The organism is Thermodesulfobacteriota bacterium (assembly GCA_040756475.1).
Lineage (GTDB): Bacteria > Desulfobacterota > Deferrisomatia > Deferrisomatales > JACRMM01 > JBFLZB01.
This window is the reverse complement of record JBFLZB010000107.1, coordinates 1-15,786: the sequence shown is the minus strand read 5'-3', so window position 1 is coordinate 15,786 and position 15,786 is coordinate 1. Positions and strand designations below refer to the sequence as shown.

At 70.9% G+C, this 15,786-nt stretch carries 17 protein-coding genes and 1 pseudogene; 17 read left to right on the top strand and 1 reads right to left on the bottom strand.

Going from position 1 to position 15,786, the window contains the following annotated elements; all coding sequences use genetic code 11:
* The 17 genes and pseudogenes from AB1578_15055 to AB1578_14975 all read left to right on the top strand — a co-directional run.
* Positions 1-753 (top strand): tetratricopeptide repeat protein (locus tag AB1578_15055; protein MEW6489224.1); only part of this gene is annotated, 753 nt, incomplete at its 5' end.
* Between the two features lie 136 nt (positions 754-889).
* Positions 890-1,534: a MotA/TolQ/ExbB proton channel family protein gene (locus AB1578_15050; GenBank protein MEW6489223.1), complete on the top strand. Its 645-nt coding sequence runs from the start codon at positions 890-892 to the stop codon at positions 1,532-1,534.
* Positions 1,531-1,935 (top strand): biopolymer transporter ExbD, encoded by a 405-nt coding sequence (locus tag AB1578_15045; GenBank protein ID MEW6489222.1) that lies wholly within the window; start codon positions 1,531-1,533, stop codon positions 1,933-1,935. The genes AB1578_15050 and AB1578_15045 overlap by 4 nt, the downstream gene beginning before the upstream one ends.
* A 6-nt stretch (positions 1,936-1,941) precedes the next feature.
* Positions 1,942-2,733: an energy transducer TonB gene (locus tag AB1578_15040; protein MEW6489221.1), complete on the top strand. Its 792-nt coding sequence runs from the start codon at positions 1,942-1,944 to the stop codon at positions 2,731-2,733.
* A gap of 31 nt (positions 2,734-2,764) precedes the next feature.
* Positions 2,765-3,061 (top strand): septum formation initiator family protein, encoded by a 297-nt coding sequence (locus tag AB1578_15035; GenBank protein MEW6489220.1) that lies wholly within the window; start codon positions 2,765-2,767, stop codon positions 3,059-3,061.
* Entirely contained in the window at positions 3,048-5,108 is a 2,061-nt protein-coding gene (locus AB1578_15030; GenBank protein ID MEW6489219.1) for a sensor domain-containing diguanylate cyclase, read from the top strand. Before AB1578_15035 ends, AB1578_15030 begins: the two co-directional genes overlap by 14 nt.
* Before the next feature lie 78 nt (positions 5,109-5,186).
* On the top strand, positions 5,187-5,546 hold the full coding sequence (locus AB1578_15025) for a hypothetical protein (protein ID MEW6489218.1): 360 nt from the start codon (positions 5,187-5,189) through the stop codon (positions 5,544-5,546).
* Complete coding sequence (locus AB1578_15020; protein ID MEW6489217.1) at positions 5,543-6,079, top strand: plasmid pRiA4b ORF-3 family protein; 537 nt, start codon at positions 5,543-5,545, stop codon at positions 6,077-6,079. Before AB1578_15025 ends, AB1578_15020 begins: the two co-directional genes overlap by 4 nt.
* Before the next feature lie 114 nt (positions 6,080-6,193).
* The gene (locus AB1578_15015; GenBank protein ID MEW6489216.1) at positions 6,194-6,358 is read left to right on the top strand and encodes a hypothetical protein; all 165 of its coding nucleotides are present in this window, start codon (positions 6,194-6,196) and stop codon (positions 6,356-6,358) included.
* Positions 6,359-6,586: 228 nt separating this feature from the next.
* Positions 6,587-7,105: pseudogene (locus AB1578_15010) on the top strand (restriction endonuclease subunit R).
* 41 nt (positions 7,106-7,146) lie between these two features.
* Positions 7,147-7,611: a hypothetical protein gene (locus tag AB1578_15005; GenBank protein ID MEW6489215.1), complete on the top strand. Its 465-nt coding sequence runs from the start codon at positions 7,147-7,149 to the stop codon at positions 7,609-7,611.
* A 57-nt stretch (positions 7,612-7,668) separates the two neighbouring features.
* Positions 7,669-8,967, top strand: coding sequence for a PfkB family carbohydrate kinase (locus tag AB1578_15000; GenBank protein ID MEW6489214.1), 1,299 nt, complete (start codon positions 7,669-7,671; stop codon positions 8,965-8,967).
* A gap of 183 nt (positions 8,968-9,150) precedes the next feature.
* Entirely contained in the window at positions 9,151-11,184 is a 2,034-nt protein-coding gene (locus AB1578_14995; GenBank protein ID MEW6489213.1) for a 3-hydroxyacyl-CoA dehydrogenase NAD-binding domain-containing protein, read from the top strand.
* 109 nt (positions 11,185-11,293) lie between these two features.
* Positions 11,294-12,529: a 2-hydroxyacyl-CoA dehydratase family protein gene (locus AB1578_14990; GenBank protein MEW6489212.1), complete on the top strand. Its 1,236-nt coding sequence runs from the start codon at positions 11,294-11,296 to the stop codon at positions 12,527-12,529.
* A gap of 86 nt (positions 12,530-12,615) precedes the next feature.
* A complete protein-coding gene (locus AB1578_14985) occupies positions 12,616-13,404 on the top strand; it encodes an acyl-CoA dehydratase activase (GenBank protein MEW6489211.1) in 789 nt (262 codons plus the stop codon).
* A gap of 36 nt (positions 13,405-13,440) precedes the next feature.
* Positions 13,441-13,830 (top strand): four helix bundle protein, encoded by a 390-nt coding sequence (locus AB1578_14980; protein ID MEW6489210.1) that lies wholly within the window; start codon positions 13,441-13,443, stop codon positions 13,828-13,830.
* Positions 13,827-14,999, top strand: coding sequence for a radical SAM protein (locus AB1578_14975; GenBank protein ID MEW6489209.1), 1,173 nt, complete (start codon positions 13,827-13,829; stop codon positions 14,997-14,999). Before AB1578_14980 ends, AB1578_14975 begins: the two co-directional genes overlap by 4 nt.
* Before the next feature lie 183 nt (positions 15,000-15,182).
* Here AB1578_14975 and AB1578_14970 read toward each other — a convergent pair whose 3' ends face one another.
* The gene (locus AB1578_14970) at positions 15,183-15,554 is read right to left on the bottom strand and encodes a response regulator (protein MEW6489208.1); all 372 of its coding nucleotides are present in this window, start codon (positions 15,552-15,554) and stop codon (positions 15,183-15,185) included.
* Positions 15,555-15,786: the final 232 nt, after the last annotated feature.

Sequence of the window (15,786 nt, the reverse complement as noted above, 5' to 3'; positions counted from 1 at the left end):
CGGCGCGCCGCCGCCCTCGCCCCGGAAGGGGACCGGGCCGCGGAGGCCCGCCTGGAGGCAGCCCGCAGCCACCTCCAGGCCGGGGAATGGGGGCCGGCCCGGGAGCTCCTCGAGCCCCTTTCCGCCGGCGAGGGCTCCGTGGGGCTGGCCGCCCTGCGGGAGCTGGCCCGGCTCTTCGAGCGCCAGGGGCCTGCCGACGCCGCCCGGGAGGCCTGGGACGAGCTGGCCCGCCGAACCCGCGCAGAGGAGCGCTGCAGGGCGCGGCGCAGTGGGGCGGGGGCCGCGCGGGCCCTCCTGGACTGGGCGGGCGCGGAAGCGCGGCTGCGGACCGCCCTGGAGGAATGCGCCGCCTCCCCGGCCCTTCTGCGCCAGGCCGTGCTCGCCGACCTGGGCGAGGTGCTTCTCCTCGCGGGCCGGCCCGACGCCGCAGCCGAGCCCCTTGCCGCGGCAGCCGAGATGGGGACGAGCCCCGAAGGGCTGCGGGCCTTTCAGATCCTGGGCCGCGCCCTGGAGGCCGCCGGGCGCGGGCAGGAAGCCCTGGAAACCTACCTCCGGATCGGTTATCTCTATCCTTTGAGCGATTCCGAGGTGGCAGGCGCCTTCCTCCGGGCCGGGCGCCTCCTGGAATCCCAGGGCCAGCTCGACCAGGCCCGGGCCGTGTACGAGAAGGTGGCCGGCGACGCCGCAGAGGGGCCCGCTCGGGAGGCCCGGGAGCACCTGGCCCGCCTCGCGGCCCCGGAGGACCCGCGCTAAGGAGCCTTGGGGAGCCAATATCTGGAACAGCGCGTCAAGTCTTGGTGGATTTCGATAGGTGGAGTTCCCTTGCGGCCGCCCGGCAAGTGGGCTTGCCGCCCCTGAGGCTTCCTGTCTGCGCTTCCGAGAGGAACACATGTACGAATATCTGCTGAAGGGGGGAGTCCTGATGATCCCCATCGTGGCCTGTTCGGTCATCGCGCTCGCGGTGTTCTTCGAGCGGGCCTGGACCCTGCGGGGGAGCCGCAACCTGCCCAAGGACCTGGTGCGGCGCGCCGAAGATCTCGTCCGCCGGGGCCAGATCGAGGAAGCCATGGCCCTGTGCCGCCGCAGCCGCAGCCCCATGGGGGCCGTGATCCAGGCGGCGCTTCGCCACGCCGGCCAGGGCCGCGACACGGTGAAGGAAGCCGTGGAGGAGGTGGGCCGCCGGGAGGCCGCCCACCTGGAGCGCTACGTGGGCATCCTGGGAACGGTGGCCAACGTGGCCCCGCTCCTGGGGCTCCTGGGGACGGTTTCGGGCATGATCAAGGCGTTCACCGTCATCAGCGTCCAGGGGGTGGGCAACCCGGCGAGCCTCGCCGGGGGGATCAGCGAGGCCCTCATCACCACCGCGGCCGGGCTCACCGTGGCCATCCCGGCCTTCGTGGCCTACCGCTACTTCCTGGGCAAGCTCGACCGCCTCATCCTGGGCCTCGAACAGTATGCGCTGCACTTCGTGGACCTGGTGAAGAACCTCGACCCGCGCGCCCGCACCCCGGCGCGCGCCGAGGGCGATGCATGAAGTTTCGCAAGGCACGCCGCGAGCAGGTGACGCCCGACATCACGCCGCTGATCGACTGCGTCTTCCTGCTGCTGATTTTCTTCATGCTCTCCACCACCTTCGTGGTCTCGCCGGGGATCCGCATCAACCTCCCCCAGGCGGCGGCCGAGCCCGTGCGCCACGAGCGCCAGGAGCTGCGCATCAAGGTGGACCCGGCGGGCGCCCTGTACCTGGGCGACCAGCGGGCGAGCCCCGAAGACCTGGAGGCCCGCTTCCGCGACACGGCCCGGGCCGACCGGGACACCCTGGTGGTGATCGAGGCCGACGAGGAGACGCCCCACCGGTTCGTGGTGGACGTAATGGACCGGGCCAAGACCTCGGGACTGAGCCGCCTGGCCATCGCCACCCGGCCCAGGCGGTGAGCGGGCGTGTCGCCCCGCGCGGCCCTGGCCCTGGCCGTGGGCACCAGCCTGGCCCTGCACCTCGTGGCGGTGCTTGTGGTGCCCGCGGTGCGGGTGCGCCTCTTGGCGGGGGGCGAGCACTTGGTGGAAGTGGAGCTTCGCGAGCCTCCGCCCCTGGCTCCGCCCCTGGAGCCCCTCGAGCCCGCGGAGCCCACCCCGGCGGCGCCCCTCTCCCCCGAGAAGGCCGCTGCCCTGGGAAGCGCCCTGACCCCCGGCGAGCCGGCTGCCGCCGCCCTGCCGCCGGCGGCATCGCCGGTGCGCCTGCCCGAGCGCCGGGTCCTCTTGCCCGAACCCGACACCCTGGCCATGCCCCGGCTTACCCCCGCCGAGGGGCTGCCCCTGCCGGGCCGGCCCTCCCTGCCTCCCGTTCGGGCACCGGGGCCCGCCCCCCGGGCGGCAGCCGGCCTGGCCCAGGCCCTGCTCCAGGCAGCCGTGGCGGCCCCCGCCGAGTCTCCGGAACCCGATGTCCGAGAGGCCCTGGCTCCCCTGGACATCGAGTGGGAAGCGGGCTCCAGGCGGGAGGTGGTCCACGAGCCGCCGCCGCCCCGGGTACCCATCCGCAACCCGGCCTCGGTGGCCATCCGGTTCTATGTCTCTCCCCGAGGAGAGGTCACCCGGGCCTTCGAGCTCCAGCGGGGAGACCCGGAGCTCGACCGGGCAGCCCTGGCCTACATCAGAGACTTTCGCTTCAACCCCCTGCCGCCGGGGGAGGAGAAGGAGCAGTGGGGTACGATCCGCGTCCGGTTCCGCCTCGAATGAGCCGGCCTGGCACCCGCCGGGGAGACCCCCGGTGAGGTTCCGGGAAAAACTCGTCCTGGGGCTCGTTCTGTCGGCGGCGCTGACTTTTTCGGCCGTGGCGCTGCTGGGCGAGCAGGGCGCCCGCGAGCTGCGCCGGCTGCGCAGCGAGCGCCAGGCCCTGGCGGAAGAGATCGACCGGCTCCGCTCCCAGCGGGCTGCGCTGGAGCGTGAGATCGCCAACCTTCGGGAGAACCCGCGCGCCATCGAAGCCCGTGCCCGCAAGGACCTGGGGATGATTCGCCAGGGGGAGACGGTCTTCCTCCTTCCCGAGCGCCATGCCCCGCGCTAACCCCCGTCGGCGCGCCCGGCGCGCCCGGGGCGAGAACAGCCCCGCAGCGCCGGCCCTTGCGCTCAGGGCACTGGTTCCCGCGGCCCACGGGGCGGCCCTCCTGGGGGGGCTCTTCTCCCCGGAGCCCGGGCTGCGCCCGGCCGCCCTGGCGGCCCTGGCCGGCTTCATCGGGTACTTCCTGTGGCGCATCCAGGCCCTGGTCTTCCGCCCCCGAACGTCGGACCTGGAGCGGGCCGAGGTGGGGCTGCTGGCCGCCCTGGGCCTCTCCACCGCCCTGGAGGCCGCCGGGGTTCCCGCCGCCTGGGCCCTGGCGGCCCACGCGGTGCTGCTCGTGGCGCTGGCGGCGAGCGTTTCCTTTCCGGCGCTCCTCGTCCTTCCCCTGGCGGCTGTGCCCCTGTGGAAGGGCGACGTCTCCGCCCTGCTACACCTGGAGCTCGTGGCCGGCGCCGCGGGGGTCGCGGCCCTGTTCGAGAAGCGCCGCCGGGGCCGCCTCCAACTCACCCTGGACAAGCTGCGCCTGGACCAGGAGCACCTGGACGGCCCGCCCCAGGCGGGGGTGGGCGCCCGTCGCGAGCTTTCGCGGTTCGACGACCTGCTCTACACCCACCTCCAGCAGGTCAAGGAGCACGCCGGCGCCCACGGGGCCGTGCTCGTGGTCGCCAGCCCCCGGGGGGAGCTCTTCGTGCGCGAGCTCGTCTCCGACAGCCACGACCTGCGGGAAGACCGGGTCCTCAACCTGGAAGGAACCGCGTTCTCGTGGGTTCTGGAGAACCGTAAGCCCCTCTCGGTGGGGAACCTGCGGGATCCTGCTTCCCGCCTCGGCTACTACGGGCCGGGGGTGCCCGTGCGCAGCTTCCTCGGGGTGCCCGTGCTCGACGGGGAGCAGGTCCAGGGCGTCCTCGCGGTGGATCACCTTCGGGAGAACGCCTTCGGCGAGACCCAGGCCGCCTTTCTCAAGGTGGGCGCACACCAGGTGGCCACGATCCTCACCCAGTTGCGCGACCTGGAGCAATGGAAGCGCCGCTCCAACGACTACCAGCACCTCCACGATTTTTCCAAGAGCCTGGTGACCTCCCGCAGCGTTCCCGAGGTCCTCGACCTCTTCCTGGTGACCTTGCAGACCCGCGTCAAGCCGGACTTCTCTGCGCTGGCGCTGCGCGCCGAGGAGGGCCGACTGCGCTTCCACAAGGTGGGCGACGGCAGGTGGGCCGAGTGGGAGGGCAGGGAGTTCCCCGCCGCGGACGGCCTCGCGGGGTGGGTGTTGGACGGTGGCCCCTACCTGTACTACGAGACCCCCCGAGAAGGGGCCCGCCGCCCGCTCTTCAGCCGGGAGCTGCGCGCCCCGGAGTTCGGCAGCCTCATCCTCCAGCCCCTGCGGGCGGGAGGCGAGGCCATCGGAATCCTGTGCGCCGCCAGCCTCTCCGCCAGGGCCTTCGACCCCGCGGCAGTCCAATTTTGCGAGTTCCTCGCCCAACACGGTGCCCAGGGCCTGTGCCTCCTGCGGGCCCACGAGGAGCTCGATCGCCTGGCCCGGTCCGACGCCCTCACGGGGCTGGCGAACCGGCGCGAGTTCTTCGCGCGGCTGGCCGCCGAGATCCAGCGCAGCCGCCGCTACGAGCACGGCCTCTCGCTCCTCCTCCTGGACGTGGATCACTTCAAGAAGGTCAACGACGTCCACGGCCATCCGGCGGGCGACGCGGTGCTCCGGGCCGTGGCCCGCGCCCTGGCCGGCTTCGCCCGGGAGACCGACCTGGCCGCCCGGCACGGGGGCGAGGAGTTTGCCCTGCTGCTGCCCAGCACCGCCGAGGCGGGCGCCCGCGCCGTGGCCGAGCGTGTGAGGGCGGGCATCGAGGCCCTGCAGGTAGAGTGGGAAGGAAAGGTGCTTCCGGTGCGGGCCAGCCTGGGTCTCGCCGCCCTGGAAGGGGACCTGGAGGGCGCCGACGCCCTGGTGGCCAGAGCCGACCAGGCCCTGTACGCCGCCAAACAGACCGGCCGGAACAAGGTGGTGGCGTACTCCGAGATCCGGGAGTACGCGTCGTGGAGGTGAGCTGCCGCGGGCCTTGGCGCCCCCTCGGCAGCCCGCCTGCGGGCAAGAGCCAGCGGCTTGCAGAAAGGATTGGATCCCTTGCGAAAGAGCCCCGTCGTCCTTCTCGTGTTCGGCATCTTCCTTACGATGCTCGTCGGCTTCTTCGCTGCCCTGGCCACGGGCCTCGCGCTTGCCGTGGCGTGGGTATTGACCCTGCTGCTCGACGGGATGACGATGCCGCAGGCCATGACTCCAGCAGCGATCTTGGCCGTTGCCGCCCTGTACGTGAGCTTCAAGCTCCTGATCCAGAGGATTCAGGCGCCCATCGACGGCGAGGGCGAGTGCGACGCGTGCCGGGAGTGCAACCTGACAGGGGATGCCCCGGCGCCTCCCCAGGGAAAGGGAAGCAAGACATGGCAGCCAAGAAGCAAGGTGCACCCATCTACTAGCTCAAGGTGACGCTCAAGGGCGCCAAGCCGCCCGTGTGGCGCCGGATTCTGGTGCCCGCCGAGATCCGCCTCTCCCGGCTGCACGACGTGCTGCAAGCCGCCATGGGTTGGACGAACTCCCACCTCCACGAGTTCCGGGTGGGGCGCGACGTGCGGATCGGCACTGCCGACCCGCAGTGGGACGCGCCCGGAGAAGTGATGGACGAGCACAAGGTTGCCCTGTCTTCCCTGGCGCCCGAGCCCAAGGACAAGCTCACCTACGTCTACGACTTCGGCGACGACTGGGAGCATACCGTGGCAGTGGCGAAGATCCTGGAGCCTTCCCCCGGGGCCATCGTCCCGTCGTGCCTCTCCGGAAAAGGGGCATGCCCGCCCGAGGACTGCGGGGGTGTCTGGGGCTACGGCGAGCTGTTGGACGTGCTGGCCGACCCCGACCACCCGGAGAGGGAGGAGCGCCTCGAGTGGCTGGGGGAGGACTGGGACCCTCTGGCCTTCGACCTGGAGGCCGTCAACCGGCGGCTGGCGCCGTTTCGGAAAGAGTGAGGAGGGCCCCCGTGGCTATCGACCCGAAGCGCCGCAAGAAGGCCCTGGCCAAGAAGAACGCCAAGCGCGCGGCCGCCCGCGCGGACCACGGGTCGGGACCCAAAGAACGTGGAGATGCAGGTCGAAGGAAACGTCCTCACGATCCGAGTGGACCTGTCGAAGGAGTTCGGGCCCTCGTCGTCGGGCAAGACCATCCTCATCGCCACCACCGAGGGCAATGCCCCCGTGCCCGGAAGGGAAGACGCCAAGGTGGGCCTCAACGTGTACCGGAAGAAATGAGGCGGCCCGCCGGCTCCAAGGAGCGCCCCATGCCCCAACTGCCCGTAGACCTCGCCCAGCTCGCCCCGGCCTCCAAAGAGGGCGCCGCAGGGCCGATCTGCCCGGGAGGGGGTCTTCATGCCGCGCCTGCGAAACGAAGCCGAGACCCGCGCCAAGCTCATCGACCCCAAGCTCAAGCGCGCGGGCTGGGGCGAGAGCGAGATCGAGCGGGAGCACTTCTTCGCCAAGGGCCACTCGGACTACGCCTTGCCGATCGTCGCCGACGAAGGCGGGGCGCTCAAGTGGCTCGAGGCCTTCCAGGACAGCGACAAGCAGACCCCGGTGGTCGCCACCACGGCCGAGCTCCTCTCCACCGGCGTCGACGTCCCCTCCTGCCGCAACATCGTGTTCATGAAGCCCATCGCATCCCCGATCCTCTTCAAGCAGATCATCGGCCGTGGCTCCCGCGTGGACCCGGCCACCGGCAAGGAGTGGTTCCGCATCATCGACTACGTGGGCGCGACGCGGCTCTTCGACGAGTGGGACCGGCCGCCGGGCGAGCCGCCTCCGGCATACACGGGGCCGCGCACCAGCGCGTTGGAAGGCCTGGTGCTCGATGCGGACACGGATGACCTCGTCGTGGGCGCCTCCGTCACCGTCCTCACCGGGCCCAACGAGCAGCAGGGCCCGCGGCTGACCGACGCGGAGGGCCGCTTCCGCTTCGACGAGCTGCCTGCCCCGCCCAAGGCGGCAGGACACGTCGCGTGAGAGGGCTCCGAAACCTCGGTCGGTGAGGAAGAGACCAGCCCATGCCCCACTACTGCCACGTCTGCGGCCAGGATCGCCCCAACGAGAAGTTCAGCGGCAAGGGCCACCGGCGCCACGTGTGCAAGGACTGCGCGCGCCTGCCCAAGGCCGAGCGGGAGCGCCGGCAGCTCCTGGACGATCTGTGGGGGTACTGGTTCCAGTCGAACCTCTCCGAGAAGAACCGCAAGCACCTGGGGGCGCTGCGGGAGCACCCGGATGCCGAGATTCGGGCGATGGCCGCGGTGCTCCACCAGGTGGCCCTCGTCCACCCGCGCAAGCGCCGCCGCCTCAAGCGCCTCCGGGGCGAACACCCGGATCTCTGGGCGCAGCTCGCCGCCCTGGGCTTTGCCGAGGAGGATTCTGCGTGCGAGGACGGCGGCGCATGGAGAACGGAGAACTTCCCCTGGGAGGAACCCGGGTTCGATTTCAGAGACGACGAGGAGGACCCCGATGCCATCCCGTTTTGAGACGTGCCTCGGCGTGAGAGCCCCTGGGCGAGGCGGAAGCAGGGAGCCGGGCGGCCGATGACGAAGAGCGGCCGTCCCTTGGCATTCACCGCCAAGCAGGGCCAGTACCTGGCCTACATCGACCGGTATGCGCAGCTCCACGGCCGGTCCCCCGCCGAGGCGGAGCTCCAGGCCTATTTCGGCGTCTCGCCGCCCTCGGTCCACCAGATGATCCTCACCCTGGAGCGCAACGGGCTGATCTCCAGGATACCGGGCCAGGCCCGGTCAATTCAGGTGCTCGTGGCACGAGAGGAGCTGCCTCCCCTGGAGGCCAGCGGCCCCTCGCTCACCCGCCCGGGGGGCCGCCGCCAGCCCCTGCTGCGGCATCCGCTCCCGAGAAGAGGGTTCTCGAGAAAGATCGAAGCGGAGGTGGGCCGACGGAAGGGCACAGAAGGGAGCCCCCTCGGCGCGGTGCCCCCTGCGCCCCCCGAGCTCGACCTCCTCTGCATCGGCCGGGCCTGCGTGGACGAGGTGCTGGAGGTGGAGGCCTGCCCGGCGGAGGACGCGAAGGTGCCGGTGCTGGCGCGGCTTCGGGAGGGGGGCGGGCAGGCGTCCACCGCGGCGTGCCTGGCCGCCCACCTGGGGGGGAGGGTGGGGTTCGTGGGGGTGCTGGGGGACGACGAGGCGGGGCGCTTCGCCCGCGAGCGCATGGCGGCCTTCGGGGTGGACCTCTCGGCCCTGCCCCCGCCCCGGGGCACGACCCCCACCGCCTGGTGCCTCGTCTCCCGCGCCCGGGGCACCCGGACCATCGTCTACGAGACCTCGCCCCCCGAGAAGCTGACCTGGGAGGAGGTTCGGCCCGCTGCGGCGCGGGCGCGTGCGTTGCTGGTGGACCGCCAGGGAGAGCACCTCCTGCCGGAGCTCGCCCCCTTCTGCCGGGAGCGCGGCATCCTCACCGTGGCCGACGCGGAGCGGGCCGGCCCGGGATGGGAGGAAACCTGGGGCCTCGCAGACGTGCTGGCCATGAGCCAGGGCTTCCTGGAGCAGGCAGCGCCCGGGCTCCCCCCGGGGGAAGCCCTGCGCGCGGTCGCGGCCCGGGCCCGGGGCTGGTGCTGCGCCACCCTGGGGGCCGAGGGAGCCATCGCCCTCCTGGATGGGCGCCTCCTGCGCATCCCGGCGCTTCGGGTCCCGGTGCGCGACACCACCGGGGCGGGCGACGCCTTCCACGGCGCCCTGGCGCTGGCCCTGGCGCGGGGGCTCTCCCGGGAGGACGCCCTCCGGTACGCCGTGGCGGCGGCCAGCCTAGCCTGCCGCGGGCTAGGGGGCCGAAGCTTTCCCCGCCGCGACGAGGTGGACGCCGCACTCCCCCGCACGTGACCCTCGTCCTAGCCGTCGGAGCTTCCTGCCTACCGGGCGTCCGGTACGCATCTTGTATGGCCTGTTCGCGTTCGGGATCGGGATCGCCTTCGGCGCGCCGCGGGCGCAGCCCCGCACCACCAGGCAGGTGAACCTTTACCGGAATCCGATTCGTTTTCCACCGTAGCGCAGGAGAAGAACGCCATGGCACAACTCAAGAAGATCGGGGTCGTGGGCGCCGGCAACATGGGCAGCGGGATCGTGCAGAAGCTCGCCCAGGAGGGGTTCACGGTCGTAATGCAGGACCTCACGAGCGAGTTCGTGGCCCGGGGGCGCGCCCGCATCCGCACCCTGCTGGGGGAGGCCGTCGAACGCAAGATCTTCAGCCCCGAACAGGTCGAAGAGATCCTGGCCCGCATCTACGACACCACCGACCTCGGAGAGCTCGCCGACTGCGACTACGTAATCGAAGCGGTCTTCGAAGACGAGACGGTGAAGAAGGAGCTCTTCGCGGGCCTGGGCAAGATCTGCGGGCCCCAGACGGTGCTCGCCACCAACACCTCGAGCTTCTACGTCTCGAGCCTGGCCGAGTCCGCGGCGCGTCCCGAGCGGGTGGTGGGGCTCCACTTCTTCTACCACCCGGCCAAGAACCGCCTGGTGGAGGTGATCCCCGGGGCCAAGACCAGCCCCGCCGCGGTGGAGGCGAGCCTCCAGCTCTCCAAGCGGATGGGCAAGGTGCCCATTGTGTGCAAGGACCGGCCGGGCTTTGCCGTAAACCGCTTCTTCGTGCCCTGGCTCAACGAGTCGGTGCGGCTGCTGGAAACGGGCGCGGCGGACATCCCCACCATCGAGGCGGCGGCCAAGAAGGCCTTCCGCATCGGCATGGGACCCTTCGAGCTGATGAACGTCACGGGCGTGCCCATCGCCTACCACGCCGAGGCCACCCTGGGCCGGGAGCTGGGGGGCTACTACCCCCCGGTGGCGCGCCTTGTGGCCCAGGCCGAGAAGAACGAGCCGTGGAACCTGGAGGGGGCTCCCGACGAGTCGAAGTTCCAGGCCGTGGCCGACCGGCTCATGGGGGTGGTCTTCCAGGTGGCGGGCGAGATCCTGGACGAGGAGGTGGCCACCCTGGAGGACACGGACCAGGGGGCCAAGATCGGACTTCTCTGGGCCCTGGGGCCCTTCGAGCTCATGAACAAGGTCGGCACGACCAGGGCCATCGCCCTGGCGGAGGCCTTTTGCGCCGAGTTCGGCCACCCCCTGGCCAAGAGCCTCGGCCGGCAGAAGGCCGCGGGGAAGCCCTGGCCCATGCGGGTGGTGCACCTCTCGGTGAAGGACGGCATCGCCACCCTTCTGATCAACCGCCCCGAGGCGCTCAATGCCCTCAACGAGGCGGTGGTGGACCAGTTGGAGAAGGCCTTCGACGAGGCCTCCGCCCGGGCCGACGTGAAGGCCATCGTCATCGAGGGGGCGGGCAAGGCCTTCGTGGCCGGGGCCGACATCAAGTTCTTCATCGACAACATCGAGGCCGGCCGGATCCCGAGGATCGCCGACTTCGCCCGGCGGGGCCAGCGCGTGCTGCGAAAGCTCGAAACCTCCGCCAAACCCGTGATCGCCAAGGTGGACGGCCTCTCCCTGGGCGGCGGCACCGAGCTGGCCCTGGCGTGCCAGGCCATCGTCGCCACCGACAAGGCCGGCTTCGGCTTCCCCGAGACGGGCATCGGGATCTTCCCGGGCCTGGGCGGCACCCAGCGCACCGCCCGCATCGTGGGAAAGGAGCTCGCCAAGTACCTCGTCTTCACCGGGGCGCCGCTGGACGGCAAGACCGCCCACGAGATCGGGCTCGCCGGCTACTTCGTGAGCTCGGAGGAGGCCGACGCCTTCATCCGCGGCCTCGTGGCCCAGGGGACGATCCCGGACAAGTACGCCAAGAAGCCGGTTTCCAAGGGCTGGGAGGCGGTGGCCGAGGCCTTTTCCGACGACAAGGTCGGCGACGTGATCGCCGGCAGGTCGCCCAACGGCGACCCGAGGGTGCAGGCGGCCGCCAAGGCCCTGCCCCGAAAGGCCCCCCTGGCCATCCGGGCGGCCAACGAGATCCTCGACGAGGGCATGACCGTGGATCTCCCCGCCGGTCTGGAACTCGAGATGAGCCGCCTGGAGGAGATCTTCACCACCGCCGACGCCCTCATCGGCCTCAAGAGCGTGGGCGTGGCGCGGCCGGAGTTCAAGGGAAAGTAAAATCTGCGCGTTGCTCGTGGCGGGTTGCGTGTTGGAGCCCACGCGCGGCTCGCCACGAGCGGAGACACCCTCCCCAACCCGCGACGCGCCACGCGCAACGAGCAAAGGCATGGCCAACTTCAAGCCCTTCCGCGCGACCAAGCAAATGAAGGACCTCATGGCCGGGCACTTCCGGGAGGTGGACGAGGCCTCCCGAGACCCTGGCCGCAAGGTGGCCTGGTGCACGAGCGTCGGCCCCGCAGAGCTCCTCCTGAGCCTCGGGTACACGGTGTACTACCCCGAGAACCACGGGGCGCTGCTCGGGGCCAGCCGCAAGGCCAACGACTTCATCCCGCTTGCCAACGCCCTGGGGTACAGCCCCGACATCTGCAGCTACCTCACCAGCGACATCGGCTCGTACCTGGCCAAGGACACGCCCCTCACCAAGGCCTACGGCCTGCCGGGAGTGCCCCGCCCCGACGTGCTCGTGTACAACACCAACCAGTGCCGCGACGTGCAGGACTGGTTCTCCTTCTACTCCCGGGAGTTCGGGGTGCCGGTGGTCGGGGTGAACTCCCCCACCAAGATCGGCGAGGTGACCCAGCCCCTGGTGGACGGGATGGTCGCCCAGTACAAGGCCCTCATCTCCCCGCTGGAGACGATTGCCGGTACCCGGTTCGACACCGACCGGTTTCGGGAAGTGCTGGCCCTCTCGGCCAAGACCACCCGGCTGTGGAAGGCCTGCCTCTTTGCCGGCCGCCACCGGCCGAGCCCGCTCACCTTCTTCGACGCCACCGTTCTCATGGGGCCGGCCGTGGTGCTGCGGGGGACCCCGGGCCCCGTGGCCTTCTACCGGGAGCTCCTGGCGGAGCTCGAAGAGCGGGCCGCCGCCGGGGTGGGCGCGGTGGAGGGCGAGCGCCACCGCTTTTACTGGGACGGCATGCCCGTGTGGGGCAAGCTCCGGGAGCTCAGCGCCTTCTTCCAGGAGCTGCACACCGCGGTGGTGGTCTCCACCTACTGCAACTCCTGGATCTTCGAGGCCTTCGAGGAGGCAGACCGGGGGGCCGACCCCTTCGAGGCCATGGCCCGGGCCTACCTGGAGCTCTTCATCGTACGCTCCGACGCGGTGAAGGAAGAGGTGATCGGCCGCCTGGCCCGGGAGTTCTCCGTGGACGGCATCGTGTACCACGACGCCAAGACCTGCCCGTGCAACTCCAACACCCGTTACGGCCTGCCCCAGCGCCTCAAGGAGAAGTCGGGCCTCCCCTACGTGGTCTTCTACGGGGACCTCAACGACCTGCGCTGCTTCTCCGAGGAGCAGACCCGCACCAACATCGAGGCCTTCGTGGAGCAATTGGGGGGGTAGGGCGTGGCACGTTGCACGTGGCGCGTTGTAGAATGCCGGCCAGGCAACCGCCGCCCCAACGAGCAACCCGCAACGAGCAACCCGCCATGACCCAAGACTTCTTCCTCGGGCTCGACCTCGGCTCCTCCTGGTCCAAGGCGGTCCTCCTCGACCGTTCGGGGGAGGTGGTCGCCCGGGCGATCCACCGCACGGGGATCTCCTTCGAAGACGTGGCGGCGGAGCTGCGCCGGGCCGCTCTGGAGGCGGCCGGGGCCGAGGACGGGGGGCGGCTGGCCTGTACCGTGGCCACGGGCTACGGGCGGCGCAACGTGCCTTTTGCCGAGGTGCGGCGTACCGAGATTTCCTGCCATGCCAAGGGAGCCTTCCACCACTTCCCCCGCGAGATGGACCTGGTGGACATCGGCGGCCAGGACAACAAGATCGTCCACATCCGCCAGGACGGGGCGGTGGCCAACTTCCTCATGAACCGCAAGTGCGCCGCCGGTACGGGCGCCTTCGTGGAAGAGATCGCCCACCGCCTGGACCTTCCCCTGGGGAAGATCGAGGCCTACGCCGAGGCCGCCACCAAGGAGATTACCCTCTCCTCCTTCTGCACGGTCTTCTCCGCCACCGAGGTGATCAAGCTCATCCGCGAGGGCGAGGGCCCGGAGAACCTGTGCCGGGGCATCTTCAACTCGGTGGTGGCCCGGGTGGCGGAGATGGGCCCCCTGGGCAACTTCATCGTCGTGAGCGGCGGCGTGGTGGCCGCCTTCCCCGTCGTCGCCCAACTCCTGGCCTCCCGCACCGGCGCCCAGGTCGAGATCCCCCCCCACCCCCAGTACCTCGGGGCCTTTGGGGCGGCGCTAATTGCTGCAGAAGAGGCACGTCGCGGGTAGCGCGTTGCGCGTGGGGAAACGTCTCAAGGAAGTCGGATGGGGCGGACCCACTTCGAGAACCTTGAAGTCTACCGGTTGGCCGAGCGGCTGGCGGACGAGGTGTGGGCGGCGGTCATTTCCTGGGAGCCCTTTGCGCGAAGAACGGTGGGAGGGCAGCTCGTCAGGGCGGCGGACAGCATCGGCGCCAACATCGCCGAGGGGTACGGCCGCGGCAGCCCCGTGGACCACCGCCGCTTCGTCGGCACCGCCAGGGGCTCCCTCAACGAAGCCCAGCACTGGCTCCGGCGAGCCTACCTGCGCGGTCTCCTAAACGAGAACCAGGTCTCGCGCCTCAAACCTCTGGTAGACGAGCTGGGTCCCCGCCTCAACGCCTACCTGCGCTCCATCGGCCGCGAGTCATCCCCCAACGAGCCCCGAGACCCATGACCGACACCACTCAACGAGCAACATCCAACGCGCAACCCGCAACGGACACGTTCGAAGTTGGCCCCATCCGCCCTCCCAGCGAGGCGGGCAGTTATCTCCTGCGGCTGACGCGCAACTGCCCGTGGAACCGGTGCGCCTTTTGCCGGACCTACAAGCGGCACAAGTTCAGCCTGCGGGCGGTGGAGGAGATCGAGGCCGATATCGACGCCATGGCGCGCATCCGCGACCGGCTCCTGGGTTCGGGCTGGGACGGGGGCCCCCGCCGGGCGGTATCCCTGGGGCTCGTGCGCACCGACTCCGAGTACGGAGTGGCCAACGCCCTGGCCCACGGCGGCCGCACGGCCTTCCTCCAGGACGCGGACTCCCTGGTGATGAAGCCCGACCAGGTCCGGCGGGTGCTCGCCCACTTTCGCGCGCGGTTTCCCGAGGTAGAGCGGATCACCACCTACGCCCGCTCCCGCACGGTGGCGCGCCTGTCGGTGGAACACCTGCGCTCCTACGGGGAGCTCGGCCTCACCCGCATCCACATCGGCCTCGAGACCGGGCACGATCCCCTGCTCGCGCTCATCTCCAAGGGCGCCACCGCCGAGCTCCACGTGCGGGCCGGCCGCAACGTGGTGGAGGCGGGCCTGGAGCTCTCCGAGTACGTGATGCCGGGCCTCGGGGGGCGCGAGATGAGCCAGGGGCACGCCCGGGACACCGCCCGGGTGCTCAGCGCCATCGACCCCCACTTCATCCGGTTTCGCACCCTGTGCCTGGGGCCCAAGCTCCCCCTCTGGGAACACTTCCACGGCCCTGGCGCCACGCTGACCCGCCAGACCGACGCGGAGATGGTGGCGGAGATTCGCCTCTTCCTCTCCGAGCTCCAAGGCATCGGCTCGCGCATCGCGAGCGATCACACCCTCAACCTCCTGGGGGACCTGGAGGGACAGCTTCCGCAGGAGCGGGCCGCCCTCCTCGCCCGATGCGACGCCTTCCTCTCCCTGCCCGCCGGGGAGCAGCGCCTCTACCAGGCCGGCCGGCGGGCAGGCCTCCTGGAAGGGCTGAAGGACCTGGAAGACCCCCTCCTGCGGGCCCGCGCCGAGGCGGTACTGGCCGAGCTCGTGCGGGTCCACGGGCCTGGGGGAGTCGAGGAAGGGATTCGAACCCTCATGGAGCGGTTCGTGTGAGAGCCTGTGAAAGAATCGTCGCGAGCAGACCGGAGTGCGAGGCGCGTATGAGCGAACGACGAGACATATCAAGTAGATAGGCGAGGAGTGAGGGAGTGCGCAACGAAGCAATCCGGTCGCGCAGCAGATTGTTTCACAGGCTCTGAGGCGTCTTGGGACCGCGGGGGCGGGGAGAGGCCCGGGTCAGGAGGCGGGAGCCCCCAGGACGTGATCCGCCAGGGCCCGCACCCGGCCGAGGTCGAAGGGCTTCTCGAGAAAGTCGAGGGGGCGCTCGGCTGGGTCGAGATCGTGGGTGCCGGCGACGTGCCCGCTCATGAGCACGACCTGGGTGTGGGGCCGGTGGCGGCGGATGAGGCGCAGGGCCTGCAAACCGTCCATCCCGGGCAAGCGCACGTCCAGGAAGCAGAGATCGAAGGCCCCCCCTTCGAGCACCGTGAGGGCCGCCTCGGCGCTGGCCACGGCCACGATCTCGACCCCCTCCCGTTGCAGCGTCTGGGCGAGGGTGTAGCGGATGAGAAGCTCGTCGTCGACGAGGAGCACGCGTTTATCGGCCACGGCAGGCACGCTCGTGAGGGGGACGGGGTCGGGTCGGCAGGGCCCGCCCCGAACTCAAGCAAGGAACGGACCAAGGGGCCCTGGACGCGCCGAAATCCGCGTCCTGAGTGCCGCGGGGTGCCAAGAACCAGGGGTCTGGGCGGGCTCCGATCCCGCAATCCCCGCGCGAAAAGGCGCGGGGGTGCGCACAGCGCACCCAGCCGGCCAGGGGGGGACAAACCAAGAAGGCCGC